Origin of the sequence: Tunturiibacter lichenicola (genome assembly GCF_051013355.1) — a bacterium.
Lineage (GTDB): Bacteria > Acidobacteriota > Terriglobia > Terriglobales > Acidobacteriaceae > Edaphobacter > Edaphobacter lichenicola_F.
Genome location: NZ_CP132944.1, coordinates 4,489,203 through 4,513,405, shown reverse-complemented (window position 1 = coordinate 4,513,405; position 24,203 = coordinate 4,489,203). Strand labels below are relative to the sequence as shown.

Annotated in this window: 21 protein-coding genes; 12 read left to right on the top strand and 9 right to left on the bottom strand. The window is 56.2% G+C overall.

All coding sequences use genetic code 11. The annotated features are described in order from the left end of the window. Positions 1-367: 367 nt before the first annotated feature. From RBB82_RS18855 to RBB82_RS18845, 3 genes are all read left to right on the top strand, one after another. Complete coding sequence (locus RBB82_RS18855) at positions 368-1,510, top strand: fatty acid desaturase family protein (protein ID WP_433972287.1); 1,143 nt, start codon at positions 368-370, stop codon at positions 1,508-1,510. 97 nt (positions 1,511-1,607) lie between these two features. Then, positions 1,608-2,981: a cytochrome P450 gene (locus RBB82_RS18850; protein ID WP_433972285.1), complete on the top strand. Its 1,374-nt coding sequence runs from the start codon at positions 1,608-1,610 to the stop codon at positions 2,979-2,981. A 53-nt stretch (positions 2,982-3,034) separates the two neighbouring features. Beyond that, the gene (locus tag RBB82_RS18845; RefSeq protein WP_433972284.1) at positions 3,035-3,706 is read left to right on the top strand and encodes an SAM-dependent methyltransferase; all 672 of its coding nucleotides are present in this window, start codon (positions 3,035-3,037) and stop codon (positions 3,704-3,706) included. Between the two features lie 66 nt (positions 3,707-3,772). Here RBB82_RS18845 and RBB82_RS18840 read toward each other — a convergent pair whose 3' ends face one another. Both RBB82_RS18840 and RBB82_RS18835 read right to left on the bottom strand, forming a co-directional pair. Continuing rightward, complete coding sequence (locus RBB82_RS18840) at positions 3,773-4,921, bottom strand: SpoIIE family protein phosphatase (RefSeq protein ID WP_433972283.1); 1,149 nt, start codon at positions 4,919-4,921, stop codon at positions 3,773-3,775. Beyond that, a complete protein-coding gene (locus RBB82_RS18835) occupies positions 4,918-8,559 on the bottom strand; it encodes a response regulator (RefSeq protein ID WP_433972282.1) in 3,642 nt (1,213 codons plus the stop codon). Before RBB82_RS18835 ends, RBB82_RS18840 begins: the two co-directional genes overlap by 4 nt. 495 nt (positions 8,560-9,054) lie before the next feature. Here RBB82_RS18835 and RBB82_RS18830 point away from each other — a divergent pair, with 495 nt between their 5' ends. The 6 genes from RBB82_RS18830 to RBB82_RS18805 all read left to right on the top strand — a co-directional run bounded on the left by RBB82_RS18830 (position 9,055) and on the right by RBB82_RS18805 (position 15,223). Next, positions 9,055-10,296, top strand: a complete 1,242-nt coding sequence (locus RBB82_RS18830) for an efflux RND transporter periplasmic adaptor subunit (protein WP_433972281.1) — start codon at positions 9,055-9,057, stop codon at positions 10,294-10,296. Positions 10,297-10,298: 2 nt separating this feature from the next. Next, positions 10,299-11,273, top strand: a complete 975-nt coding sequence (locus tag RBB82_RS18825; RefSeq protein ID WP_433972280.1) for a tetratricopeptide repeat protein — start codon at positions 10,299-10,301, stop codon at positions 11,271-11,273. Positions 11,274-11,326: 53 nt separating this feature from the next. Then, positions 11,327-12,661, top strand: coding sequence for a TolC family protein (locus RBB82_RS18820; protein WP_433972278.1), 1,335 nt, complete (start codon positions 11,327-11,329; stop codon positions 12,659-12,661). 135 nt (positions 12,662-12,796) lie between these two features. Next, positions 12,797-14,284: a hopanoid biosynthesis associated radical SAM protein HpnJ gene (gene hpnJ / locus RBB82_RS18815; RefSeq protein ID WP_433972276.1), complete on the top strand. Its 1,488-nt coding sequence runs from the start codon at positions 12,797-12,799 to the stop codon at positions 14,282-14,284. Between the two features lie 136 nt (positions 14,285-14,420). Continuing rightward, positions 14,421-14,840 (top strand): EamA family transporter, encoded by a 420-nt coding sequence (locus tag RBB82_RS18810; protein ID WP_433972275.1) that lies wholly within the window; start codon positions 14,421-14,423, stop codon positions 14,838-14,840. After that, positions 14,837-15,223 (top strand): hypothetical protein, encoded by a 387-nt coding sequence (locus RBB82_RS18805; protein WP_433972274.1) that lies wholly within the window; start codon positions 14,837-14,839, stop codon positions 15,221-15,223. The genes RBB82_RS18810 and RBB82_RS18805 overlap by 4 nt, the downstream gene beginning before the upstream one ends. Before the next feature lie 444 nt (positions 15,224-15,667). Here RBB82_RS18805 and RBB82_RS18800 read toward each other — a convergent pair whose 3' ends face one another. Genes RBB82_RS18800 through RBB82_RS18790 form a run of 3 tightly spaced genes read right to left on the bottom strand, consistent with a single transcriptional unit; the run spans position 15,668 to position 18,596 of the window. Then, positions 15,668-16,606 carry a phytoene/squalene synthase family protein gene (locus RBB82_RS18800; RefSeq protein ID WP_433972273.1) on the bottom strand — a complete coding sequence of 313 codons (939 nt, stop codon included), beginning with the start codon at positions 16,604-16,606 and terminating at the stop codon, positions 15,668-15,670. After that, positions 16,603-17,544 (bottom strand): squalene synthase HpnC, encoded by a 942-nt coding sequence (gene hpnC, locus RBB82_RS18795; protein ID WP_433972272.1) that lies wholly within the window; start codon positions 17,542-17,544, stop codon positions 16,603-16,605. The genes RBB82_RS18800 and hpnC overlap by 4 nt, the downstream gene beginning before the upstream one ends. Then, positions 17,541-18,596: a zinc-dependent alcohol dehydrogenase gene (locus tag RBB82_RS18790; RefSeq protein ID WP_433975414.1), complete on the bottom strand. Its 1,056-nt coding sequence runs from the start codon at positions 18,594-18,596 to the stop codon at positions 17,541-17,543. Before RBB82_RS18790 ends, hpnC begins: the two co-directional genes overlap by 4 nt. 127 nt (positions 18,597-18,723) lie before the next feature. Here RBB82_RS18790 and RBB82_RS18785 point away from each other — a divergent pair, with 127 nt between their 5' ends. Both RBB82_RS18785 and RBB82_RS18780 read left to right on the top strand, forming a co-directional pair. After that, positions 18,724-19,503: an MlaE family ABC transporter permease gene (locus tag RBB82_RS18785; protein WP_433972271.1), complete on the top strand. Its 780-nt coding sequence runs from the start codon at positions 18,724-18,726 to the stop codon at positions 19,501-19,503. 16 nt (positions 19,504-19,519) lie between these two features. Beyond that, on the top strand, positions 19,520-20,365 hold the full coding sequence (locus tag RBB82_RS18780) for an ABC transporter ATP-binding protein (protein WP_433972270.1): 846 nt from the start codon (positions 19,520-19,522) through the stop codon (positions 20,363-20,365). Between the two features lie 7 nt (positions 20,366-20,372). Here RBB82_RS18780 and RBB82_RS18775 read toward each other — a convergent pair whose 3' ends face one another. Beyond that, complete coding sequence (locus RBB82_RS18775; protein ID WP_433972269.1) at positions 20,373-21,011, bottom strand: flavin reductase family protein; 639 nt, start codon at positions 21,009-21,011, stop codon at positions 20,373-20,375. 232 nt (positions 21,012-21,243) lie between these two features. On the opposite strand from RBB82_RS18775, the gene RBB82_RS18770 reads away from it, so the two are divergent. Then, a complete protein-coding gene (locus RBB82_RS18770; RefSeq protein ID WP_433972268.1) occupies positions 21,244-21,591 on the top strand; it encodes an STAS domain-containing protein in 348 nt (115 codons plus the stop codon). 80 nt (positions 21,592-21,671) lie between these two features. Here RBB82_RS18770 and RBB82_RS18765 read toward each other — a convergent pair whose 3' ends face one another. From RBB82_RS18765 to RBB82_RS18755, 3 genes are all read right to left on the bottom strand, one after another. Further along, a complete protein-coding gene (locus RBB82_RS18765) occupies positions 21,672-22,316 on the bottom strand; it encodes a dihydrofolate reductase family protein (RefSeq protein WP_433972267.1) in 645 nt (214 codons plus the stop codon). Between the two features lie 101 nt (positions 22,317-22,417). Further along, the gene (locus RBB82_RS18760) at positions 22,418-22,819 is read right to left on the bottom strand and encodes a YciI family protein (RefSeq protein WP_433972266.1); all 402 of its coding nucleotides are present in this window, start codon (positions 22,817-22,819) and stop codon (positions 22,418-22,420) included. Positions 22,820-22,922: 103 nt separating this feature from the next. Continuing rightward, positions 22,923-24,155, bottom strand: coding sequence for an RNA polymerase sigma factor (locus RBB82_RS18755; RefSeq protein WP_433972265.1), 1,233 nt, complete (start codon positions 24,153-24,155; stop codon positions 22,923-22,925). Positions 24,156-24,203 lie beyond the last annotated feature (48 nt).

The following is a 24,203-nucleotide window of genomic DNA, read 5'->3' as shown; positions in this document are numbered from 1 at the left end:
TTTTTCTCTCAGAATAAGCGTCGGTCGGCTCGTTGGTGAACAGATATTCTCTTTTGTGCCGCACAGGACGCGAAGGGGACTTGCGGAACTCCGCCGAGGTTCTATTGTCCATGCAGGAGGCCCGTTCGTTACGGTTCATTGGTGGTTATATGTTAGCAGAGCATTCGCACAATACCATGTGTCATCGCTTCCAGGAATCACCCATGGCATCGCCCGTCCCGAATTTGTTCATTGTGTCCTTAGGGGCTCACAGAATCGCATTTGCGAACCGCTTCGGGGCCGGGACAACAATTTCGCCACAGTGTAAGGGCCATCGACGCGTATGGAACCTGTCGGGTCCAAGTACAATGGACCCGGAGGGCACGGAATGACGTTGGAATCCGGAGCGGTAATCGCTCAAGAGCTTGATGCGGCGGATCTTGTACCATCCGAAGCCTCATCGTCGCAGACTGTCGAACCGACCAGTGCGTCTTCCTTTCCCAAGGTCTTGCGTCGCCGCCTGGACAGTTTTTTTGCTGAACAGAACGTCTCACCCAAAGCGGATCGCACGATGTGGGGCAAGATCGCTTTAAGTCTGGCAGTCCTCGTCGGCACCTGGATTTCGCTGTACGCCTTCAGACCCGGTTCGTGGACATTTGTTGCGCTCTATCTTTTGGGAGGTCTTGCGCAGACTTTTCTTTTGTTAAACATCGCCCACGACAGCAATCACAACGCTATCTCGTCCCGGCCGATCGTCAACAAAACCCTGAACTACGTCTTCGATCTATGCGGAATCAGCTCTTACATGTGGCGTATCCTCCATCATCGGGGTCATCACTCCTGCATCAATCTCCACGGAGAGGATGATGCGCTTTCGGGACGTGGCATCCTTCGCTTCACGCCCTACGAACCCCGGACGCCGTTGCACCGGTTTCAGCATATCTATGCGCTCTTCCTCTACGCATTCTTCTCTCTCGATTATGTCTTCGTCAGGGACTTTCAGCACTTTTTCTTCCCGACCCATGGATATCTGAAGCGCACCAGGCATCCTCTGCGCGAATACGCTATCCTCTTCGCCGGCAAGGCCTTCTATCTCACCTACATGCTTATCTTGCCGGTGATCGTGCTGGGAAAATCGCCTCTTCTGGTCGCCGGAGCGTTCCTCCTGGTCCATCTGATCGTCGGTCTATCGGTAACACTTGTATTCCAGACCACACACACCATCGACACGACCTACTTCCCCGCCGACCGCAGCGAGTTCGACAATGGCGTGTATCACGTCTTCGCCACCACGGCTGATTATGCGACAGAAAACCCGCTCGTCGGTTGGCTCGTCGGCGGCCTTAACCATCACATCGTCCACCATCTGTGCCCGTTCGTGTGCCATACGCACTACGCTCCGCTGACCAGGATCGTAAAGCAGACCGCTGAAGAGTTTGGAGTTCCCTATCGGCAGCACCCCACCATGACCCGGGCAATCTGGCATCATCTGATACTTTTGAAGCAACTGGGAAATGAAAACTCATTCTGAGCGTTATATCTTTACCTATGGCCCAGCTACCATCCTCTACAAGTACAAGTGACATGAAATCTTCTACGGTTCAAGACAAGTATCTGGGCGGCTGCGTATGACCACATCTACCTCTATCCCTGCTGTCTCCCGGCTTCGCAGCTTTGCTGACTCTGCCGCAATGGCCCGCAATCCCGTGCCGGTTTTGTCCAGGTACAACGAAGCGTTCGGCGACACATTCCGCTTCTATCTGGGTGGCCTCAAAGAGGCGATCGTTACCATCGATCCTGCTGTCATTCAGCACGTTTTGAAGACGAATGCGGAGAACTACCAGAAATCCGAAATTCAAGTAAAGCGGATGGGCCACTTCCTGGGCAAAGGGCTTCTTACAACCCATGGAGAACCATGGAAGACGCAGCGGCGTCTCATCCAGAAGGGCTTCGACCGAAAGCAACTCGATGCGCTGTCCTCAATCATGCAGGACTCCCTTGCCGAGTCGCTGCGGGACTTCGACAGACAGGTCCATGACGGCCCCGTCGATATCTATCCCCAGCTGATGAAAATTACCTTCGCGATGGTCGCGCGGTCCCTGTTTGGCGCGTCCTTGAAGGACGAAGACATCGATCTGGTCAGCCACACCATATGCACCGTTCAGGAATTCATCGTTCGCCAGACCCTTCAGCCCTATCTGAATCCCTGGTTTGCCGCCTCAGGCGAACTGCGCAAGCACGAAGAGATGCGCACCCGCGCGGACGCTGTTCTGATGGAATACATCAAGAAGCGCCGCAAGGAACCACCCCGTTCCGACCTGTTACAGACCTTAATGGACGCACGTTACACCGATGGCGAAGGCATGCCCGATGAGCTCATCCTGAGCGAGAGCATGCAACTTTTGGTCGCCGGCCATGAGACATCATCGAATGCGCTCTCGTGGCTTCTTTATCTTTTGAGCTCACGTCCGGATTGCCTTGAAAGGGTAAGGCAGGAGTTCGATTCAGTGCTCGGCGAAGAGCCTCTGAGCCATGGCCACGTTCCAAAGTTCGAATATGCGACCCAGGTCATCCAGGAGGCGCTTCGCCTCTACCCGCCGTTTTGGATGATCGATCGCATGGCTGTTGCCGACGACCGCGTCGGCGACCTCGTCATCCCTCGCGGATCGATGGTCATCGTCTATGTGTACGGAGCGCACCATGCTCCCCGCTACTGGGAGAATCCTGAAAACTTCGACACCGACCGTTTCATCAAAGCGAACGACAAGCTGCGCACACCCTTCACCTACCTTCCCTTCGGTGGCGGACCCCGAGGTTGTATCGGCGGAAACTACGCGATGCTCCAGATCCTCATGATTTTGAGCGATCTGCTTAGAAAATACGATTTTCAGCTCGCGCCGGGCCAGACGATCGAGGCTCGCCCGATGGTCATCCTCCGGCCAAAACACGGAATCCGCATGACGTTCACCAACACCGTCGCGCCTGCCACCTGCATCGCATAACGCGACCCGGTCGAAGCGTCGACGGTGTACGATCGCTCCGAAGGACGGTGAAAGTGGATCATCGCGAACTCACACCGCCTTACGTCCGTCTTCTCATTCGTTTAGTGCGTCCGTTTCCCAACTGGGATTTCTTCTTCATAAAATTGCTTCGGCAAAAAGCAGTCGAGGCGCTTCAATTCAAATCAGGAAGCCGTGTCCTCGATGCCGGTTGCGGGTCTGGCGGAACCTTCCCCTATCTGGCGGATGCGATAGGCCCTCTGGGCGAGGTAGTGGGTGTCGAAATTAGTCCTGAAGCCGCGACGAATGCGAGAAGAAGAATTGAGGCTAACCACTGGAAAAATGTCCATGTAGTGGAGGGAGACGCGAAGACCGTTAAACTTAACGGCACATTTGACGGTTTGGTAATGTTTGCTGCACCCGACGTCTACGCTTCTCCTGAAGCTGTTGGCAATCTCTTTGCGTACTTGAAGAGTAATGCGCGAATTGTCGTTTTTGGGGCGAAGCTCTCAAAACATCCACTGGGAGCGTTGCTCAATATACTCTTTCGAGCGCTCATGAAACTGTCGTTCTCATCTACTCCCGCATTGAACTATGAGCCTTTGGGTGTGCTCAGGGGTCGGCTTGCAGACCTTCAAATCCGGGAATACATCTTTGGTTGCATGTTCCTGGCTTGGGGTTCAATTGAATCCTCTATAACCACTGAGAATCTCACTGACACTCGCTGATCGGTGGCGTCGCGTTTCAATGGCTCAATGCTTCATCTAACAATGATCTCTTCATTACTCCATGAATCACTTTTTAACCTGAATTGCCACAATCGTAATATCGTCATCCAGATCGGATAAGGCCCGCCCCGACCAGCGCAACATCTCCTCAATTAGTAAATCCGCAAAACGATCTGCGGACACACTTTGATCTTTCTCCAAAAACCCTTTGAAGCACTCTCCACCAAACTCGACCCCCTCAGAATTCGCTGTCTCCGGAATACCATCGGTGTAGAGCAAAATTCGGTCCCCCGCCTTGATCGGTAACTCTACCGAGGTATAAGTTGCAAACGAAAACTTCCCGAGAAACAATCCATTCTCCTCCACACTCCGCACACCTTCGGAGTCACCCCATAAAAGCAGCGGTGGATGGCCTGCACCTGCGTAGGTCAACGTTTGTTTTTCCATGTCCAGATACAAATATGCGGCCGTGACAAAATGATGCTGAAACTTGCCGCATAACGCTTGATTCAACCCCAACAGTACTCGAGCCGGATCGGCAACATGCGCAGCCTCAGCCGAGAGTGCAATCTTCAACATGGATGCGATAAGGGCAGCAGGCATTCCATGCCCGGACACGTCGGCCACAAGAATGCCAATGTGTCTGTCATCTAAGACGATGAAATCGTAAAAGTCGCCGGCGACGGAAGTCATGGGAACGTAGCGCGCAGCAATATCGAGACCTTCAATCTTGGGAATCTCAGATGGAAGAATCGATAACTGGATCTGTCGTGCCGTCTCCAATTCCTTCTGAATCGTAAGCAACTGCTGAGCTAACTGCTCGCGAATCCCACGCAGCACGAGATGAGTGTGCACCCGCGCCTTTACGACCGCTGGCGAAAACGGTTTATGAATATAGTCCACTGCACCTACGTCAAAACCCCGTGTCTCATCCTCAACCTCCGTCTGTCCGGTAAGAAATATCACCGGTATGTCGTGCGTCACCTGATTCAATTTCAACTGGGTACACACTTCGTACCCATCCATCTCGGGCATCATGACGTCCAGCAGGATCAGGTCGGGCAGCGGTGTGACGTTCGCCAGTTCTAACGCCTTCGCGCCACTGGTTGCGATACGGATCTTGTAGATATCTTTCAGGATCGAATTCACTATTTGAATATTGGCAGGAGCATCGTCCACCAGCAGAACAATCTTCTTCTGATCACCTTCACTCATTGAGTCACTCCATTTCGTGCGCAGTGTTCGGAAATCTCATCCAGCTTTACTAGTGCTGCGGCAAAGTCGAAGTCGTTGATCGATGAGATCAAACCATCTAGCTGTGGTTTGTCGACAGCGCCCGCTACAGCGTGCTGTAGACTAGGAAACGCCTCTTCGGCATCGCCGTCACTAGCTTCGAGCAGCACTCTGAGTCTGGCAATCGCGGCAGTCGCCACCGCTGCATCGTAAGGCGACGTCCTCACTTCCTCAGGTCGGGCGGTCGTTGAATTGCTCAGGGCTTGCTCGATAGCATGAATTTGCGCTCCCATCACGCTCGCGAACTCAACGAGCGCAGCGTCCACTGTTCCATCTCCATCGCGCAGCGCCTTCTCCAATCTTTGAGCCACAGACTGCACTTCTGTCATTCCAATATTGCCGGCAACACCCTTGACGGTATGGGCTATTCGTTCGGCTAGTTTTACGTCGCCACCTTCGAGCGCCGTTGAAATCCGAGCAGCCGCATCGTCCTCTTTAGCAGAAAACTGCGCCAGCAAATCACGATAAAGCCGCCGATTTCCCGCAACGCGCTTCAAACCGTCCGCAGTATTGACCCCTGAAATATCTGGGATCGCGACTTCATCGGAGAGCTTTCGGGGAGAGGGGGATGCAACCGGCTCGTCTGCCTGCTTAGGCCGCGGCTTTGCCCATCGCATCAAGGTGGCAAATAGATTATCGGGGTCAATCGGCTTCGACACATGATCATTCATACCTGCGTCGAGGCAACGCTGACGCTCTTCAACGAGGGCGTGCGCCGTCATCGCAATAATCGGAAACTTCTGCAACCGCGGATCTTTCCTCAGTAGTCTGGTAGCGGTAAACCCATCCATCTCCGGCATCTGCAGATCCATGAACACCACATCGAACGCTGGCGCCTGATCTCCAGCGGTAAGAATCTTCACCGCTTCCCCGCCATGGTTCGCGACCGTTACGATTGCTCCGGCGCTCTCCAGCAGTTCTGTCGCGACCTGCTGATTCATCGCGTTGTCCTCGACCAACAAAACACGTATCCCCGTTGCATCATGCACTACGCCGTCCGTCTTCCTCTCACGCTTCTGGTGGTCCTCAACGCCAAACAGATCCGTCAGGGTGTCGTAGAGCAGCGATTGATTCACAGGCTTCAACAAGTAGCTATCGATGCCAATCTCGTCCGCCTGCGTCCTGATATCTTCACGCCCGAACGCAGTAACCATTACGATCTTTGGAATATGCTGAAGATGGTTCTTACGCTTGATGATGCGGCTGGCCTGCAGACCATCCATTCCCGGCATGTGCCAATCCATCAACACCAGATGATAGGGATCCAACGAATCTGCGGCAGCTATTTCACGCACCGCGTCTTCGCCTGACGACGACGACTCGGTTCGGAGAGCAAGCAACCGGAGTGCCTCGGTAAGGATCTCGCGTGCTTGTTCGTTATCGTCCACAACCAAGGCCCGTACGCCCGCTAGATCAGGAATGAATCGCTTGTGTTTATCCTCTGATCCAATCCCGAACCACGACGTAAAGATGAACGTGCTGCCTCGGCCGGGCTCGCTCTCAGCCCAGATAGTGCCATCCATCATCTCGACGAGACGTTTGGAGATCGAGAGTCCAAGCCCCGTTCCGCCGTACTTTCGCGTCGTCGAAGTGTCGGCCTGTGCGAATGCCTGAAACAGCTTGGCGCTTTGCTCCTGCGTCATGCCAATGCCGCTGTCTCGAACGGAGAACTTCACTTTTACTCGGTCCGTTAGTTGCTCCTCGCATGCAGCCGTTACAACCACTTCCCCCCGTTCCGTAAACTTCACCGCATTGTTTACCAGATTGATCAGAACCTGTCCGAGACGCAGAGGGTCTCCAACCAGATTAGGAGGAATGTCATGCTGCGCCGCGATTAAGAACTCGAGATTTTTGTCCTGAGCCTTTTGACTTACGATCGTCGATAGATTGTCGAGAACGTCTTCAAGCCGGAAGTCTATCTTTTCAATATCAAGCTTGCCCGCCTCAATCTTGGAGAAGTCCAGGATGTCATTAATGATCCCAAGCAGCGCCTGCGCGGCAGATTTCACCTTCGTAAGATAATCCGACTGTTTCGGAGAAAGATCGGTCTTCAAGGCCAGATGCGTCATTCCGATAATGGCGTTCATTGGCGTGCGGATTTCGTGGCTCATGTTCGCAAGAAAATCAGACTTGGCTTTGGTTGCGGCCTCGGCCGCTTCTTTGGCAACCTCAAGGTCCGCTGCCTGTACCTGTGTGTGCTCAAGCAGTTTGCTTGTAACCAATTTGCTTGCCAGAATCTTTGTATTAAGCGCAACCGTTGGCAACAGGGCGTCCAGCAGAGCCTGTTGACGCTCCGATATCGGTGCCGAAGGAGCAAGTTCGATGACTGCCAGCACGTCGTCCTGATTCATCACAGGAACGAACAACACGCAAGCCGGCGATACAGTACCAGCACCCGTACTAATCCCCACCATCTTGTCGACACCGGCGACGATTCGCAGCGTGCGTCTCTCAACAGCCGCCTGTCCCACCAAACCTTCACCAAGACCGTACTCGCGCGGTCCCGCCGAAACATCCCCAAAGGCCCCTACACGAGCAAAGCGTGTGAGACCTTCGTCCGCCAGGTAAAACCCACCGTACAGCAGATCCAGGGTCTCCGAGATTCGCGATAGCAGGACTGTGGCAAATCTCGGGAAGTCCTCCGCCGACTGCAATCGCTCGGTTGTAACCGCCACCTCGGCTTTCACCCATCCCAATATCTCCTGCTCACGCGCAGCGATCTGCAAGGTCTGCAACGCCCGGCTCATCTCACCGATCTCATTAGGACGGTCAAGATTTGCTATCGGCTGATCGAACCGCCCCTCCGCCACGTCCAAAATTCGTGTGCGAAACGACAACACAACCTTTACTACTTCAACCTGCACGATAGATAAAGCAATTGCGAAAGAGAGAGCCAGTCCAACAACGATTACGACCCAGGTAATCAGTATCGTGCGGCGAGTCCTGGCCGTGAGCTGATCGGATTGCTGATCGACTTTGGCATGTAATTCTTCACTCAACTCGTCGAATGCTTTTCGTGCTTTGACCATCTCAGGGTCGGCGCTCTCGCGCATTAACCTCATAGCCCTGTCGTTATCCTGGCTCATAGTCGCAGCGCGGACAGGCCGCGAGACAGAAACTGCCTGATCGAAAAAATCTGTCGCCGATTGGATCTCTGGAGCCAGGCTTAGGCTCTCGCGTTTCGCCTCTTCTACTGTGGAACGAAACTCTACTTCAACTTGATCGAGCTCCCCATCAATCTCTCGCATCCTGTCGACATCGGTCTCGGCAATCTCCTTATAGAGAAGGAGACTAAATTCATTGTCCAATGCTCGGGCAGCCGTCAGATTTTGCAGAACTTTCACATCTCTATCAAGCAGCCTGCTATATCTGGTGTCGATATTTCTTATCTCGATCGACGAGTAGATTGCAGCCGCAATCACCATGACAGCCAGCGGCAGCAGCGCTACGAACACCTTATTCCGAATTTTAAAGTTCGATAAAAGACCCATCTCAAGGATTCCAATCCCGTCACCCAGCAGCTGCTTTGAAGAATAGGCGACGGCATTTGCGACTGGCATCCGGCGAGTACAACCGTCCCACCGTGATGACTGAGATCTGCAAATCGCTCGCCAGCTGGGGCAAAAACTCTCCATTCATCAACTGCATCGCGGAACAACCGGCTTCTTTCGCTGGCATCAGCGATATGGATACAACTTCGTATGAAGCCTCGTGCCCCGCAGGTACGCTCCCTCTGTTCGTAGGTTTCGGTGCATTCGCTCTCCCGAACCATGCTAGACCGGGGCGTTAACGGTCGCTACTGACAATAATGATAGGTTTGGACGAATCGACTCATCGTCACAGGAATCGCAAACTGACTGTCCGCCGTACGTACTGCGGAAACGCTTAGCCGCGGCTCGCAGAGTGGTGTCCACTGCTTGAGGGGCGAAACGAGCCATTACTTCCCCGCCCCGATCAGCATAAATCGAAGACCGTCTTGGTTAACTACCTTATCCTCAAAAGTTTCTGGTCCATTCTCGGTGCATGCGGCGTCTTATATACTGAACATTCGACTGATGCCCACGACAGAGACAAGACGCCTGAATCCCGCAGTGCTGTGGGGCATCTTCTTCGCCGTAATTGCTCTCGTCTTCATCGTTGTACGCTCGACAACACGCGATCTTATTGATGTTCGTGTCGCAGCTGTCAGCCGCCAAAATATTGTGAGCTCTGTCTCAACAAACGGAAAAGTCGAGCCAGTCGATGAATTCCAGGCCTATGCGCCTGCACCCGGAGTCGTAGCAAAGGTTTATGTAGAAGTCGGACAGAAGGTCAAAGCCGGCCAGCTCCTCATCAAAATGGACGACGCCGACGCGGTCGCCCGGCTCGCAACCGCCAACGCCACCCTCCGTACCGCCGAAGCAAACCTTCATGACGTTGAGCAAGGCGGATCGCAGGACGAACGTATAGGTCTCTCCGGCGATCTGAGCCGAGCGCAACAACAGCAGCAGCAGGCAACGAAAGATCTGGCAGCTCTCAAGCAGCTGCAGCAGAAGGGCGCCGCCTCCGCCAGCGAAGTAGCTTCCGCGGAACAACGTCTGGAAACAGCCAACACCGCTGTTCAGAACTCTCACAATCGCACCACCCAGCGCTACGGTGCAACGGATCGCGCCAAGGCAGAGGCTCAACTCGCCGACGCACGCGCTGCCGTCGCAGCCGCACAGAATAGCTATAACGACGACAATAAGCGCGCCCCGTTCGCCGGAACCGTCTACTCCATCCCCGTCTCAGCCTACGATTTCGTTCCGGCCGGCGAAAATCTGCTGGATCTCGCCGATCTGAACCGCATTCAGATTCGTGCCTACTTCGACGAGCCTGAAATCGGCAAACTCGCCATCGGACAACCGGTCAAAATCGCATGGGATGCCAAGCCGAATCAAACCTGGCACGGTCATATCAGCCGCGCTCCGACAACCGTTATCACCTACGGAACCCGTAACGTGGGCGAGTGCATTATCACCGTCGACGACGCCCGCGGCGATCTTCTGCCCAACACCAACGTCGTAGTGACGGTCACGACGTCGCAGCGCTTCAATGCGCTCAGTGTCCCGCGCGAGGCTCTCCACACCGAAGGTGGCGATTTTGTCTATCGAGTGGTCGCCAACAAGCTCGTTCGCACACCCGTTCAGGTTGGAACCGGTGTCAACCTCACTCGGGTCGAAATCCTGAGCGGCCTCACTGAAAAAGATACGGTAGCCCTGAGCGCAGCCAACAATCATGAGCTAACCAATGGGCTCCCGGTAAAGATAGTCGAGTAGCCATGCCCCTCTCGACTTTTCTGTTCCGTCTCCGCCACCTTCTCTTGCTAATCCTCCTTTTCACAGGTCACTTTCTCGTAGCCGACGACTCCGAGGCGAATGCCCTGCTTCAGCAGGGCCGCATGGACGAAGCCACCGCGATGCTTCAGACGCTTCTTGCAGCCCAACCCGGCGACGCCGAGGCCCACCAGCTCCTCTGCCGCGTCTACTACGCCCAGGATATGGGCGAACCCGCCATCCACGAGTGCGAAGCGGCCGTCGCACATGCACCTAACAATAGCGAAAACCACATGTGGCTGGCCCGCGCCTACGGCTTCAAGGCATCTCACGCTAGTCCTTTCACCGCTCTCCGCCTGGCTGGAAGGGTTCATTCCGAGTTCGAGCTTGCAGTGCAACTCGATCCCGAAAATGTTCAGGCCATGAGCGATGTGGGAGAATACTACGTCGCCGCTCCCTCACTTGTCGGTGGTGGACTCGATAAAGCTCAAGCTCTCGCGGCCAGAATGCAACCGAAATTCCCCTCTCAATCGCATCGCCTTCTGGCCCTTATCGCTGAGAAGAGAAAAGAGATCCCGACAGCCGAAGCCGAGTTCATCAACGCAGTCGCAGCAGGTAAAACACCCGACGCCTACATTGACCTCGGCCACTTCTACAAGCGCCAGAATCAGCTCGACAAGATGCTCGAAAACCTGCAATCAGGCGTCGCTGCCGACCCCAGCAAAGGCGCGCCCCTCGTGGACGCAGCCAGCATCCTCACTGCGGCAAAAAGCTCGCCTCAACTTGCGATTAGCCTTCTCCGTACCTATCTCGCATCCCCCGCCAAGTCCGACAGTGCACCCGCCTTCAAGGTGCATCTCCAGCTGGGCGACCTGCTCGCCCTCGGTGGAGACCCGGTTGGGGCGCATCGCGAATACGTCGCGGCCAGCTCCCTCGCATCGAACTATGTACCTACCCGCAAAGCCTTGCAAGGTTCATAGTGGAAAAGCGATACCATAGTCTTTCACTAGTCTCAAGGAATCTCTCACGACGTATGATCCCCCCCTTTGGTCGACTTATCGCATGCTCTGCCCTTGCCTGTTCAATGACGCCTGCCGTTGCGCAGATATCATTCACAAGCGCGATCGGCCTGGCGTTAAAGAACAGTCCCAAAGTCATGATGGCTCAGGCCGACGTCGATAAAGCCAGAGCCTCTCTTGCTACGCTTCAAGACGCCTACATCCCAAACCTCGTTGGAGGCTCGGGCATCGGCCCTCCATCCTATGGATTCCCACTCGGTCAGCCCTCCATCTACAACATCACGTCCCAGTCTCTCGTCTTCAGCTACGCACAGCGTGACTATATCCGCGCCGCCAAGGGCGTACTTCAAGCAACCACCCTCTCCCTAAAGGATGTTCGTGAGGCCGTCGCCGAGGACGCCTCCATTACCTATCTCGCTCTCGATCGCGACATGCAGCGTCAGGCCGCCCTTCGAGACCAGCAGCGCTTCGCCGACCGCCTCGTCGCCATCGTTCAGGACAGGATCGACGCCGGTCAGGATACCCCAATCGATCTCACCACCGCCCGTCTCTCCGCCGCGCAGATCCGTCTTGCTAACCTTCGCGCAGACGACGAGTTCGCGGCCGACCAGGCACATCTCGCACAACTCCTCGGCCTCCCCGCACATGGGCTCGGCATCAACAGCACCAGCGTCCCTGCATTCGCGGCAACCGCGCCAACCGACCAACCCGGCAACAACGTAATTACCAGTCCCGCTGTCGAATCCGCGTACGCCATCGCACGATCCAAGCGCGAGATAGCCTTCGGAGACTCCCGCTATCTGTGGAGACCCCAGGTCACCTTTCAGGCGCAGTACAGCCGCTTCGCAAAGTTCAACAACCTTCAGGACTACTACTTCCGCTTCCAGCAGAATAACTTCGCCGCCGGCGTTCAAATCAACCTTCCTTTCATCGACGCCCAGCACAAAGCCAAGGCGCGCGAGACCGACGCAGACGCCGCACACGCCGAGCACGAAGCCGACAGCATCCGCGATCAGTTCTTTGACAGTCGCCTGAGAGCCCGGCACACCGCAGCGGAACTCTCCGTTCGCGCCGAGATCGCATCTCTCGACCAGCAACTTGCCCAGCAGAATCTGGATGTCCTCCTCATCCAACTCAACGCAGGGAACGGAAATCTGTCCGGCACACAGATGACCCCCAAAGACGAACAATCATCCCGGGTCGCCGAACGCGAAAAGTTTATCGCGGTCATCAACGCAAACTTTGAAGTGCAACAAGCCGAGATCAATCTCATGCGCCAGAACGGTGAGCTTGAAACCTGGATCGCCGCAGCCTTGCAGGCCCAGCCAGCCGCCTCCCCCAAGCCGTAACCGTGGCCGTCAGACAGCTTTTATCTCGTTGAAATGAATAAAATTTTGAATCCTTCGGCATTAAAACGTACCAAGGACGAAAATCCAGAAAAGCCGCATAACCCCTTAACTGAATGGTAAAATCGAGTTATCATTATGCCTCTTAAGACCTTATTTCTGAATCCGCCCTCCTTCGAAAAATTTGACGGTGGCGCCAGCTCCCGTTGGCCTGCTACCCGCGAGATTGAGTCTTACTGGTATCCCGTTTGGCTCACCTATCCAGCCGGTATGCTCGAAGGCTCCCGCCTCGTCGACGCCCCGCCACACCACATCAGTTGGCAGGAAGTCGTCGAAATTCTCAAGGACTATGAGTTCCTCGTGCTCTTCACCAGCACCATGGGCTGGGACGGCGACCAGAAGATGGCCGAGGTCATCAAGCAGACCTATCCCAATATCAAAATCTCCTTCGTTGGCCCCCCGGTGACCACCTCCCCTGAAAAGGCCCTCAACGAGTGCCCCGCAATCGACTTCATCTGCCGCCGCGAGTTCGACTTCTCCGTCGTCGAATACGCCAACGGCAAGCCGCTCAATGAAATCCTGGGCGTCAGCTACAAAGACAAAGCCACCGGCCAGATCCTCCACAATCCCGATCGCGCCCAGGTCACCCCCGAGCAGCTCGACGAGATGCCCTGGGCCACCGAGATCTACCACCGCGACCTCGACGTCACCAAGTACAACGTCCCGTTCCTCCTCCATCCCTACGTCGCTCTCTACTCCACCCGCGGCTGCCCCGCACAGTGCACCTTCTGCCTCTGGCCCCAGACCCTCTCCGGCCATGCATGGCGAAAGCGCTCCACGGACGATGTAGCTGCCGAGATGAAGCAGGCTAAAGAGCTCTTCCCCCACGTCAAAGAGTTCTTCTTCGACGACGACACCTTCAACATCCAGAAGGCCCGCACCATCGAGCTTTGCGAGAAGTTGAAGCCTCTCGGCCTCACTTGGTCCTGCACCTCGCGCGTCACCACCGACTTCGACACCCTCAAGGCCATGAAGGAAGCCGGCTGCCGCCTCCTCATCGTCGGCTACGAGTCCGGTGACCCCCAGATCCTCAAGAACATCAAGAAGGGTGCCACCGTCGAACGCGCACGCGACTTCACTCGCGACTGCCACAAGCTTGGCCTCGTCATCCACGGCGACTTCATCCTCGGCCTCCCCGGCGAGACCCGCGAATCCATACGCAACACCATCGAATTCGCCAAGCAGATCGACTGCGAGACCATCCAGGTCTCGATCGCTCATGCCTTCCCCGGTACCGAGTTCTTCGACTACGCCAAGACCAACGGCTTCATCACCAACGAGGCCATGTCCGACGATGGCGGCCACCAGATGGCCCACATCGAGTATCCCGGCCTCCCTGTCGAGTACGTCATGGAGATGGTGCACAAGTTCTACGACGAGTATTACTTCCGCCCCAAGGCCGCCTTCCGCGTCGTCTGGCAGGCTATCGTCAACCGCGATGTGCCCCGCCTCTACACCGAAGCCAAGTCCTTCATGGAACTCCGCTCCAAGCGGAACAAGGCCGTTCGCGCCGTCAAGGAAGCCAACGCCGCCAAGGCGCAGGAATCCGTCAGCATGAACGCGTAACTATCCCATATCCGCAGCATCTAAAAGAGCGGTCAGCATCTCAATGCTGGCCGCTTTCTCACAGGTTGTTGAATATCTTGGAGTCGTCGCACCTGCTGAGTAGTTGCTACACCACTTGAATGGATCGCTCAAACGAATGCAACACACCCTCACCCCCCGCCGCTGGCTCGTTCTGGTAGCCGTCATGCTCGGCGCCTCCATCGGCGACGCTCTCCTCGGCATCGGCATGAAGCACCTTGGGCCCGTGTCTCTGAATAACCTCGGCGCACTCTTGTTCGCCCTCAAAAGCCCCTGGATCATCTCCGGCATCATTGTTCTGATGGGCTTCATGGCCTCCTATATGACCGCTCTGAGCTGGGCCGACATCACCTTCGTCCTGCCCGCCACAGCCTTTGGCAACGTCATCGTCACCTTGCTCTCGAAATTCTGGCTCCACGAGCAGGTCTCACGTTCCCGCTGGCTCGGTGTTGCCCTTATCGTTATCGGCGTCGGCTTTGTCGCCAATGGTCCATCCCGCACCGAACACGCAGAGATCGAAATCGAGGCCGTCCCATGAGCCCCGCGACCCTCCACACCTGGACCACAATATTCGCCGTCGTCCTTACCGCCACCGCAGGCGACATCCTCATAGCAGGCGGCATGCGCAAACTAGGCGATCTCGATGACATCCGCGCAAAGTCCGGACTTCTGGGCGCGATCAAAGCTGTCCTCTCCAGCGGGATGTTCCTCATCGGCATCACCTGCATGGCCATCAGCTTCTTTTCGCTCCTCTTCGCCCTCTCCGACGCCGACCTAAGCCTGATCGCCCCCGCAACGGCCTCGCTCACCTTCATCACCACAACCGCAGCCGCAAAGTTCTTCCTCAAAGAAAACGTAGACAAGCGCCGCTGGCTAGCCGCTCTCTTCGTCTGCGCCGGCGTAGCCCTTCTCGCAAGATAGCGTCCAGCCATAACAGACCGTCGATGCAGCCGTTGCTTATCACAGTACCCGTCGCCGTTGCTTGCTCTTTTGTTGTCATCCCGTAGGGATCTGCTTTTGCCGTTGTTGTTGCTGTTGCCCGTTCTTAGTCGTCATCCTGACCCTGAGCGCAGTCGAATGGGGAAGGATCCCTGTATTTGCCTTGTCTTTGCCGCTGTCGTACCGTTCCGGTGTGCCGTCGCCGTTGGTCTGCCCCCAGCCACTTTGGGGCGATGAAGAATAATTAAAGCATAAGTCGTTTTCTGATGAATATTTTGCCGCCATTTATTGATACAACAGTTGAACTTAAAACCATTCAGCGGCCAACACAGTCGACCCGATGCCAACACCCTAAATGAACGGGTTGCACCCACTAACACTCAAGGACGACCATGGGAAGGAAGATCACACACAGCCGAGAGCCACTTACAAGAGAAACCGATTCCGGACTGCCATCCCCATTCCTTGCCCCAGAATCAACATCTTCTTTGAAGTAGACACACTCACACGCTCGGAGAATACGTCGTAGTTCTTTGCCACTATCTTCTCCAGCAACCCCCGATAGATCGTCACCAGCACCCAAAGCGCTGCTCGACTATCGCGATCTATCAGCGGCAGCAGCTCCTCCGCCGCGGCATAATAGCTCTTCGCCCGCCCACCCTCCAACGCCAGCAAAGTCCGACTATCTTCCGGCTTCAACTCCCTGCGAACCACCCCGATCAACCGGCGCACATCCACTCCGCTCGCCCGCAGGTCCTGCAAAGGAAGATAAATTCGTCCGCGCTCCGCATCTTCACTCACATCACGCAGGATATTCGTCAACTGAAACGCAACGCCCGTCCTCTCAGCCAGCTCCTCGGCCCGCGGATCGGTATACCCAAAGATACGAATGCAAACCAGCCCGACAACCGAGGCAACGAGATAGCAGTAGCGATACAGGCCATCAAAATCCTCGTAGATCTGCAGCGTCTGCGCTCGATTCGCCATAGTCTCCGTGACGGTCACGACACCCGGCAGGCTCTCCTCCAGATCCATGGTCGTTCCCCGCACCAGGTCCTCAAGCAGCTCATCCGGAATCGCAAACCTCTTCTGCGTATCGTTCAAAGCAACAAAAATCGGATCCTCAGACGAGCCGCTTCGCCGAGCCGCACGCCATGCTTCAAGCCACTCCGACATAACAGCACGCCGTTCCACAACCGGCATCGTCTCATCATCCGAGATATCGTCGGCCCTTCGCATGAAGGCGTACACCGCGCACATGGCATTTCGCTTATGCTTCGGCAGCACGCGAAACGAATAATAAAAATTCTTGGCCTCCCGTTGTGCAATCCCCGCACAAACGGCATAAGCTCCATCAATCGTCACGTGGCCATCCCCACACGTATCTTGCCGGCGAGCGCTTCCACCAGCAACCCAGCCGTTCTTGCCTTCGACACCATCGGACTTCCCCGCAACACGTCGAAGTCCTGCCTCTCAATTCCGTTCAAAATCGCCTCTCCACCCTTGAGAGCCAGATCCAACACCACCTTCAACTCCCTATCGACGTGCAAACTGAGTGCCCCGCCTTCGAGCAACATAGCCCGCGTACGCACGACCAGATCCTGCATCATCGCCCCAAACTCCGGCGTAAAGACTCGGCCCACAATCTGCCCCTCATCCACTCCAAAGCGCAGCATCGATTCGGCAGGAAGATACCGTCTCCCCCGCTCGGCATCCTCCACCACGTCTTGCCAGAAATTCGCCAGCCGCAGCCCCGTACATACATTGTCGGACAGCAGCGCCAGCGACTCCTCCTTATACCTGCACACCCACAGCACAAGTCGCCCTACTGGATTCGCCGAATAGTGCGAGTACTCCAGCAACTCCTCCCAGCTCTCATACTTCGTTTTGTATCGATCCATACGGAATCCATGCAGCAGATCAAGAAACAGCTGCCGCGGAGGATTACACGCCTCAATAGTCTCCCTCAACGCCACAAACACTGGGTGCGTCGACCGTTCCGGCGCGTCGTAGCACTCCTCCAGCATCGCTCCCCAGGTATCGAGCAACCGAGTTGCGATCAGGCGATCGGAAGATTCATCGCCCAGATCCTCCGCGACGCGGCAATAAGCGTAGATACTCTCGAAGTGCGGCCTCACCTTTCGCGGCAGGAAGAACGTCGCAACACGAAAATTTTCGTAATGCGTAGTAGCCAGATCTCGGCACCACGCCTGCGCCTCTTCAAGACCAGGCCTCTCCAAAGGAGTCAGATACTCCGTCGGAGCCCCCAAGAGCGCATAGTGGGTCGTACTCGCCTCGCTCACCGCGGCGCTCCTTCGGGAAATACCGCGGTCTTGATATCTCGCGAACCACCATTCCGATTCATCATGCGAGCGAAGATCTCCGGCACCTCACACAACTCAGCACGCCCGGTAATATATTCTGCACATTTGAATCGCCCGCTCGTCACCAGCTCAAAGGCAGTCCTGCAGGTTGCCGGAGTATGGTGGAAACTCGCCTTCAACGTGATGTCTCCATAGTGCAGCCGATTCGTATCCAGCTTCACCTTCGTCCCGCTTGGGGGTCCCCCAAAGAAGTTGACAACCCCGCCTTTACGGACCATATCCACCGCCCACTCCCACGTCGACGGGCTGGCCACCGCCTCGATCACGATATCTGCCCCCCTGCCCTCGGGCGTCAACGCGCGAGTTGCGGTCACAACGTCCTCGACAGCTCCCACATGGACGACGCTGCTCGCACCAAACAACTTGGCCGCCTCAACCTGATCTTCTCGCTTCACCACGGCGATCACATGCGCGCCCGCAAGCTCCGCCACATGCATAAACATCAACCCAATCGGACCGGCGCCAATCACCACCATGGTATCCCCGGCCTGCGCTCCACTCTCTTCCAGCCCACGAACAACGCACGCCAGCGGCTCGGTCAACGCCGCAAACTCCAGCGGAACCCCGTCCGGAACCACCAAAGTATTCTTCTCCACGATCCGCGCCGGAATCCGGATATATTCCGCATAGGCCCCATTGTTGAAGAGCAAGTCCTCGCAAAGATTCTGCTGACCATGCCGGCAGAAAAAGCAGACATCGCAGGGAGCCGAATTAAGAGCCACCACCCGATCCCCCCTGCGGAACGCAGTGACCCCGGCTCCGACCTCCTCAACCACACCAGCAAGCTCATGCCCGAACGGAATCGGCGGCTTCAACATCATGGCGTGGTACCCTCGCCGATACACCTTCAAATCCGTCCCGCAGGTCAGCGCAGCCCCCACCCGCACCACCAGCTCTCCCGCTGCGGCTTGCGGCACTTCAACGAGTTCCAGCCGCAGATCTTCCTTGCCGTACAACACCGCCGCCGTCATATCAGCTTTCACCCTTCTATCTTCTCATTCCCCACCCGTCCATGCACCTTTGACGATATCTCAACCCCCTCAAGAACATGCAATCACCAACGCAGCCTCTGCATCTGATAATCTGAGCCTCATAAACATGACCTTTGTCTCTCCAGAGATCTTCGCCAAGCAAAGACTTGCCGCCATCCAGGACTACTCCATCCTGTCATGGCGTGCCGTCGTAAATCTTTTCTCCCGACCCCGCTATATAGCTGACATCTACGCCCAGATGGACTCCATCGGCGTCGGCTCCATGCCCATCGTTATCCTCACCGGCTTCTTCACCGGCTGCGTCCTTGCCCTCCAGTCTGCAACCTCGCTCGAGGCCTTTGGTTCCGTCAGCCTCACCGGGAATCTGGTAGCCCTTTCCATGGTCAAAGAGCTTGGGCCCGTCCTCACCGGCCTTATGGTCTCCGGCCGCAATGCATCCGGTATGGCCTCCGAGATAGGCTCCATGAAGGTCACCGAGCAGATAGACGCCATGCGCGCCCTGGGAACCGATCCGGTCCGCAAACTCGTCACCCCGCGTCTCTATGCAACCATTTTCATGCTCTTCTTCCTCACGATCCTCTCGGACGCCTTCGGGATCGCCGGAGGCGCGCTGATCAGCGTGGCGTTGCTCGGCCTGAACGGCTCAACCTACTTCCACAACTCATACCGCGCGCTACAGTACGGAGACGTCGTCCAGGGGCTCACCAAACCGCTCTTCTCAGGATTCATCATCGCTACGGTCGGCTGCTACTTTGGCATGAACACCAAGGGTGGCACCCAGGGAGTCGGTAAAGCGACCACCCAGGCCGTCGTCATCTCTTCCGTCTTCATCATCATCGTCGACTTGCTCGTCACCCGGGCAATGATCGGCATCTTCGGCAGGTAGGGCCAGAACCTCAACCATGACGGCAGACCTCGCTCAGACCCGCCCGCGACTAACTCCGCAAGACCCTGCGTCGAACGAACCCGTCGTGGTCGTCGATGATGTCTCGATCATCTTCGACGTCAAACCTGTCCTGCAGAATATCTCTTTCACCGTTCAGCGTGGCGAAACCCGCATCATCCTGGGCCCTGCTGGCGGCGGCAAATCCGTTCTGATGAAGCTCGTCAACGGCCTTCTCAAGCCTGACACCGGCTTCATCCAAGTCTTTGGCCAGGACGTAAGCACGATGCCTGAGGTCGACCTCTTCAAGCTGCGCGCACGCATCGGTATGGTCTTTCAGGAGTCCGCCCTCTTCGACTCGATCTCCGTGGGAGATAACGTCGCCTACCGTCTCCACGAAGATCACATCCCCGAAGAAGAAGTTCACAGTCGAGTCGTCGAAGCGCTTCAGTTCGTCGCTCTCGAGAACACCTACGAGAAGTTCCCGCCCGAACTCTCCGGAGGCATGCGTCGCCGCGTCTCCATCGCCCGCGCCATCATATCGAAGCCCGACCTCATCCTCTACGACTCGCCCACCGGCGGCCTTGACCCCATCACCTCAACCACCATCATCGACCTCGTCATCAAGCAGCGCGACGCAACCCACACGACCTCTCTCGTCATCACCCATCGGCTGCAGGACGCCTTCCTGCTAGCGAGAAACCGCTTCAACTCCGAGACCGGTAAAGTCGAGCAGATCCCCAACGGTGGCATCGACGACAGCACAAAGTTTCTGGTCATTAACGAAGGCAAAGTAGTCTTCGACGGCACCACCCACGAGCTCGTTCACTCCAGCGATCCCTGGCTCAAGGAATACCTCTCGTAGTCGCCGCCTATCGCTTCCCCTTCTTCCAGTCCTCATAAAAAATCCGCGGTATATTCAAGAACGAATCCCGCGTCTTCACATAAGCCCCCAGCCCATTCATCCTGCCAATTGCGTGCAACTCCTGCGACAGCACATAAGGTCCTGCCGGATCGACGAATTTATCTTCGATATAGATCGAAACCACCCGTCCCAGAATGATCCGCGACCTCCCGATCTCCATCGTCGTGAACTCCTTGCACTCAAGCGCCGCATGCGCCTGCGCAATTCGCGGCACTTTCACAATCTCTGAGGGCGTGGTCGTAAAACCGGCCATCTCCAATTCGTTCATCTCAGCGGGGAAATCCGTCGCGCAGATATTCATCTGCTCCGCTATATCCTCGGTCACAACATTCACCACAAACTCGCCCGTTCGCCGGATATTTCGCGCCGTATCCTTCGGAATGAAATCTCCAGTGGGCCGATTCATGACGCCCATCCCGATAATCGGCGGATCCGTACACAGGTAGTTATAAGAGCTGAAAGGCGCAGCATTCATCCTGCCCTCTTCATCCATGCTCGTCACCAGGGCGATCGGCCGCGGTGCAACCAACCCGATCAAAAGGTTATACGTCTCGCGCGCCTTCACCTTCTCAATGTCAAAGTTCATTCACTCTCCTCTTCAGCAGCGTAACCCAGACAGGAGGTCAATGTCGCTCGCCCGGCCCAGATCGCAGTGAGAGCGGTAAGGTGACAGAGTCCCTGTCCGTACTTTCGCCATCTTCCTGAAAATAAAACGCCCATGAAACTGCAAATTTATCCATGCGTCTGGTTCCGTATGCGAAAATTCTCACTGCAAATATCCAGGCCCAACATTCGTTACCTTTTCAGGAGCTGACCAGATGCCCGAAGAAGCCGCAAAAATTCTGACCTATGAAATCGAGCGTAACGGCGACACAGCAGTTGTGAAATGTCACGGCCGATTGGTAGCAGGCACCACCGAAGAGATGTACCAGGAGGTCAAACACCTGCTCCCCCAGCTAAAAGCGCTAGTAGTCGACTTGGCAGATCTTACCTACGTCGACAGCATGGGGCTTGGTGCGTTGGTCCGTCTGTACGCAGCCGCCCGCCAAACGGGATGCGACTTCCAGTTGCTTCACCTTGGGAAGCAGCTTCGCAATCTTCTCAAGATGACAAACCTTCTTTCGGTATTCGGCCAGACAGAAGACCACGGCATCAACATCGCCTGATTACCCCCGATCCCACTAGCCCGCACTGCTCAGAGAAGAGGAAGGATCGACTAGTTCTCACCCCCCCGAGAATCCTCTGCCTAGTCTCTCTCCAGCACAATGTGGCTTGCGTACTCGGTAGCCTTGTGCTCGGTGACACGAAAGCCCAACGCTGGCATATCGAGCCCTGCAAACAAAGCTTCCCCTTGGCCGAGTACGACAGGTGCGACCGCCAGATGCAGCGAATCGATCAATCCGGCCTTCAGATACTGCCGCACCGTAGAAGCACCCCCTCCGATCTTTACGTCCTTGTCGCCAGCTGCTTGTTTTGCGAGCCGTAAAGCCTCTTCGATACCGCCGGTAACAAAGTGGAAGGTCGTCCCGCCCTCCATGACGAGTGATTCGCGTTCATGGTGCGTCAATACAAATGTCGGCGTATGATACGGCGGATTTTCTCCCCACCATCCCCTCCATGAGTCGTCTGGCCACGAGCCGCGCACCGGACCAAACATGTTGCGGCCAAGGATGAACGCACCAAAATTATCCATCGCTCGATGAGCGAACACATCGTCTTCATCCACCGATCCGCCTTCTTGCCCATGCATCGCACAGAATGACTTTGTGTGAAAGAACCACTGAAATATCTCGGCACCGCGCTTCCCGAGAGGATCGTTCAGGCTCTGATCCACCCCTGCACTAAAACCATCGACCGAGACACCGAATCCGGCTACACGAACTTTTGGCATGCTTGCTCTCCCCCTTTGTGTTTGGCGATCCTGATCATCGCTCAACGCTGTTGCCCGAGCCTCGGACTCCGAGGCTCGACAACGATAATCCTTCCTTTAGTTCAGAGTGTGGCGACCTTTCCCCGTCGCTGCTCACTCTGCTGAATAATGTCGCTCATATCGCCAGCTGGACGTATCTCGAACGACGACCCATACTTCACCGCCGGATGCTGCGATATGAGCTGAACGGCATGATTCATATCCCGCGCCTCAAGCATGAGGATCCCCCCGAGTTGTTCCTTCGTCTCCGCATACGGACCGTCCGTCGTCGCGACTTTCCCATTCTTCCAATACACACTCAACGCGGTTTCAGAAGGCTGAAGAGCTTCTCCACCAGCCCAGTGTCCGTTGGCGCGCAGATGGTCGTCGTACTCAAAACATTCGTCGAACATTGCGTTTCGCTCGTGCTCGGTCATGGCCGCGTGTTTTTCCGGCTTGTAGTATCCCAAACAGATGTATTTCATCTCACCTCTCCTTTTACTGATGCCGATCAGCGCAACCATGCGCGTTGGATGGTTCACCCTATAGTCGTCGGGGGGCGGGGAAAATCGACAGCAGACCCAGTATTTATTTCAACTCCTGCAGCCGCCTCGTAAGAAACCGGCGCTCCGGCTCCTGCCGAGCCAGCGCAAGCGCCTTCTCATACGATTCACGAGCCTCCGGAAGCTGCCCCAGCCTGCGACACAGATCCGCGCGAGCGGAGTGCGCAAGGTAATACTTCGCAAGCTCCTCCCCCTCCAGCAACGCATCGATAAGACGAATACCCTGCTCCGGCCCTTCGCACATCGCAACGGCAACTGCGCGGTTGAGTTCCACCACCGGTGATGGCTGAATACGAATCAGCCGGTCGTACAGCAGCACGATCTGCCGCCAGTCTGTAGACGCCGCCGACGAAGCCTCGGCATGAACCGCCGCAATGGCCGCCTGCAGGGTGTAGGCACCGAAACGCCGCGAGGAAAGTGCTCCCTCAGTGAGCGTGATGCCTTCCGCAATCTGATCCCTGTTCCACAACGAGCGATCCTGCTGCTCCAGCAGAATCACCTCTCCCTCCGCAGAGCTTCGCGCAGCGCGCCGAGACTCCTGCAGCAACATCAGCCCTAGCAGGCCCATCACCTCGGGCTCTGGCAGAAGCTCAAACAGCAGCCTACCGAGACGAATCGCCTCTCGGCTCAATTCCACTCCTGTCGTCTCGGCCGAATAACCCTCGTTGAAGACCAGATACACCACATGAAGCACGGCTCCCAGCCGTGTCGATAACTCCTGCGACACGGGCACCCGGTAAGGAATTGCCTTATCGCGAATGACACCCTTCGCGCGAACGATGCGTTGTGCAAGCGTCGCTGGCGTAACCAGAAATGCCCGTGCAATCTCCTCAGTTGTCAGCCCGCAAACCTCTCGCAGAGTCAGCGCAACCTGTCCCTCCGCCGGCAGAGCCGGATGGCAGCAAGTAAAGATAAGACGCAGACGGTCGTCTTCAATCTCATCTTCGGCAGGCGCGCCACCGATACGCGCCTCAAGATAGTGCGTCAACTCTCTCTGTGCTCCTTCGAATCGAGCCCGCCGACGCATCCCGTCAACGGCCTTGAAGCGTGCGGTTGAAATCAGCCAGGGCCGCGGTTTGTCCGGTATACCCGCCCGAGGCCATGTATCCAAAGCAGTAGCAAACGCCTCATGCATCGCCTCTTCGGCGAGATCAAGGTCGCCAAGCAGCCGCACCAGGGTAGCCAGAATCCTGCCCGATTCAGACCTGTAAAGCGTCTCGATGGTTCTGCTCAGATCGTCGGACACACTCAGCGGCATGTCCGCCAAACTAACAAATGGACGGCCTCTGCACAACCAAGCCCCCAT

Bases quoted from the DNA above. Each gene is read 5' to 3' on its own strand.
- RBB82_RS18855 (WP_433972287.1), top strand. From the start codon at position 368: ATGACGTTGGAATCCGGAGCGGTAATCGCTCAAGAGCTTGATGCGGCG.
- RBB82_RS18835 (WP_433972282.1), bottom strand. From the start codon at position 8,559: ATGCCAGTCGCAAATGCCGTCGCCTATTCTTCAAAGCAGCTGCTGGGT.
- RBB82_RS18820 (WP_433972278.1), top strand. From the start codon at position 11,327: ATGATCCCCCCCTTTGGTCGACTTATCGCATGCTCTGCCCTTGCCTGT.
- RBB82_RS18765 (WP_433972267.1), bottom strand. From the start codon at position 22,316: ATGCCAAAAGTTCGTGTAGCCGGATTCGGTGTCTCGGTCGATGGTTTT.
- RBB82_RS18770 (WP_433972268.1), top strand. From the start codon at position 21,244: ATGCCCGAAGAAGCCGCAAAAATTCTGACCTATGAAATCGAGCGTAAC.
- RBB82_RS18810 (WP_433972275.1), top strand. From the start codon at position 14,421: ATGCAACACACCCTCACCCCCCGCCGCTGGCTCGTTCTGGTAGCCGTC.
- RBB82_RS18775 (WP_433972269.1), bottom strand. From the start codon at position 21,011: ATGAACTTTGACATTGAGAAGGTGAAGGCGCGCGAGACGTATAACCTT.
- RBB82_RS18790 (WP_433975414.1), bottom strand. From the start codon at position 18,596: ATGACGGCGGCGGTGTTGTACGGCAAGGAAGATCTGCGGCTGGAACTC.
- RBB82_RS18840 (WP_433972283.1), bottom strand. From the start codon at position 4,921: ATGAGTGAAGGTGATCAGAAGAAGATTGTTCTGCTGGTGGACGATGCT.
- RBB82_RS18805 (WP_433972274.1), top strand. From the start codon at position 14,837: ATGAGCCCCGCGACCCTCCACACCTGGACCACAATATTCGCCGTCGTC.
- RBB82_RS18850 (WP_433972285.1), top strand. From the start codon at position 1,608: ATGACCACATCTACCTCTATCCCTGCTGTCTCCCGGCTTCGCAGCTTT.
- RBB82_RS18780 (WP_433972270.1), top strand. From the start codon at position 19,520: ATGACGGCAGACCTCGCTCAGACCCGCCCGCGACTAACTCCGCAAGAC.
- hpnJ (WP_433972276.1), top strand. From the start codon at position 12,797: ATGCCTCTTAAGACCTTATTTCTGAATCCGCCCTCCTTCGAAAAATTT.
- RBB82_RS18830 (WP_433972281.1), top strand. From the start codon at position 9,055: ATGCCCACGACAGAGACAAGACGCCTGAATCCCGCAGTGCTGTGGGGC.
- RBB82_RS18785 (WP_433972271.1), top strand. From the start codon at position 18,724: ATGACCTTTGTCTCTCCAGAGATCTTCGCCAAGCAAAGACTTGCCGCC.
- RBB82_RS18760 (WP_433972266.1), bottom strand. From the start codon at position 22,819: ATGAAATACATCTGTTTGGGATACTACAAGCCGGAAAAACACGCGGCC.
- RBB82_RS18755 (WP_433972265.1), bottom strand. From the start codon at position 24,155: ATGCCGCTGAGTGTGTCCGACGATCTGAGCAGAACCATCGAGACGCTT.
- RBB82_RS18825 (WP_433972280.1), top strand. From the start codon at position 10,299: ATGCCCCTCTCGACTTTTCTGTTCCGTCTCCGCCACCTTCTCTTGCTA.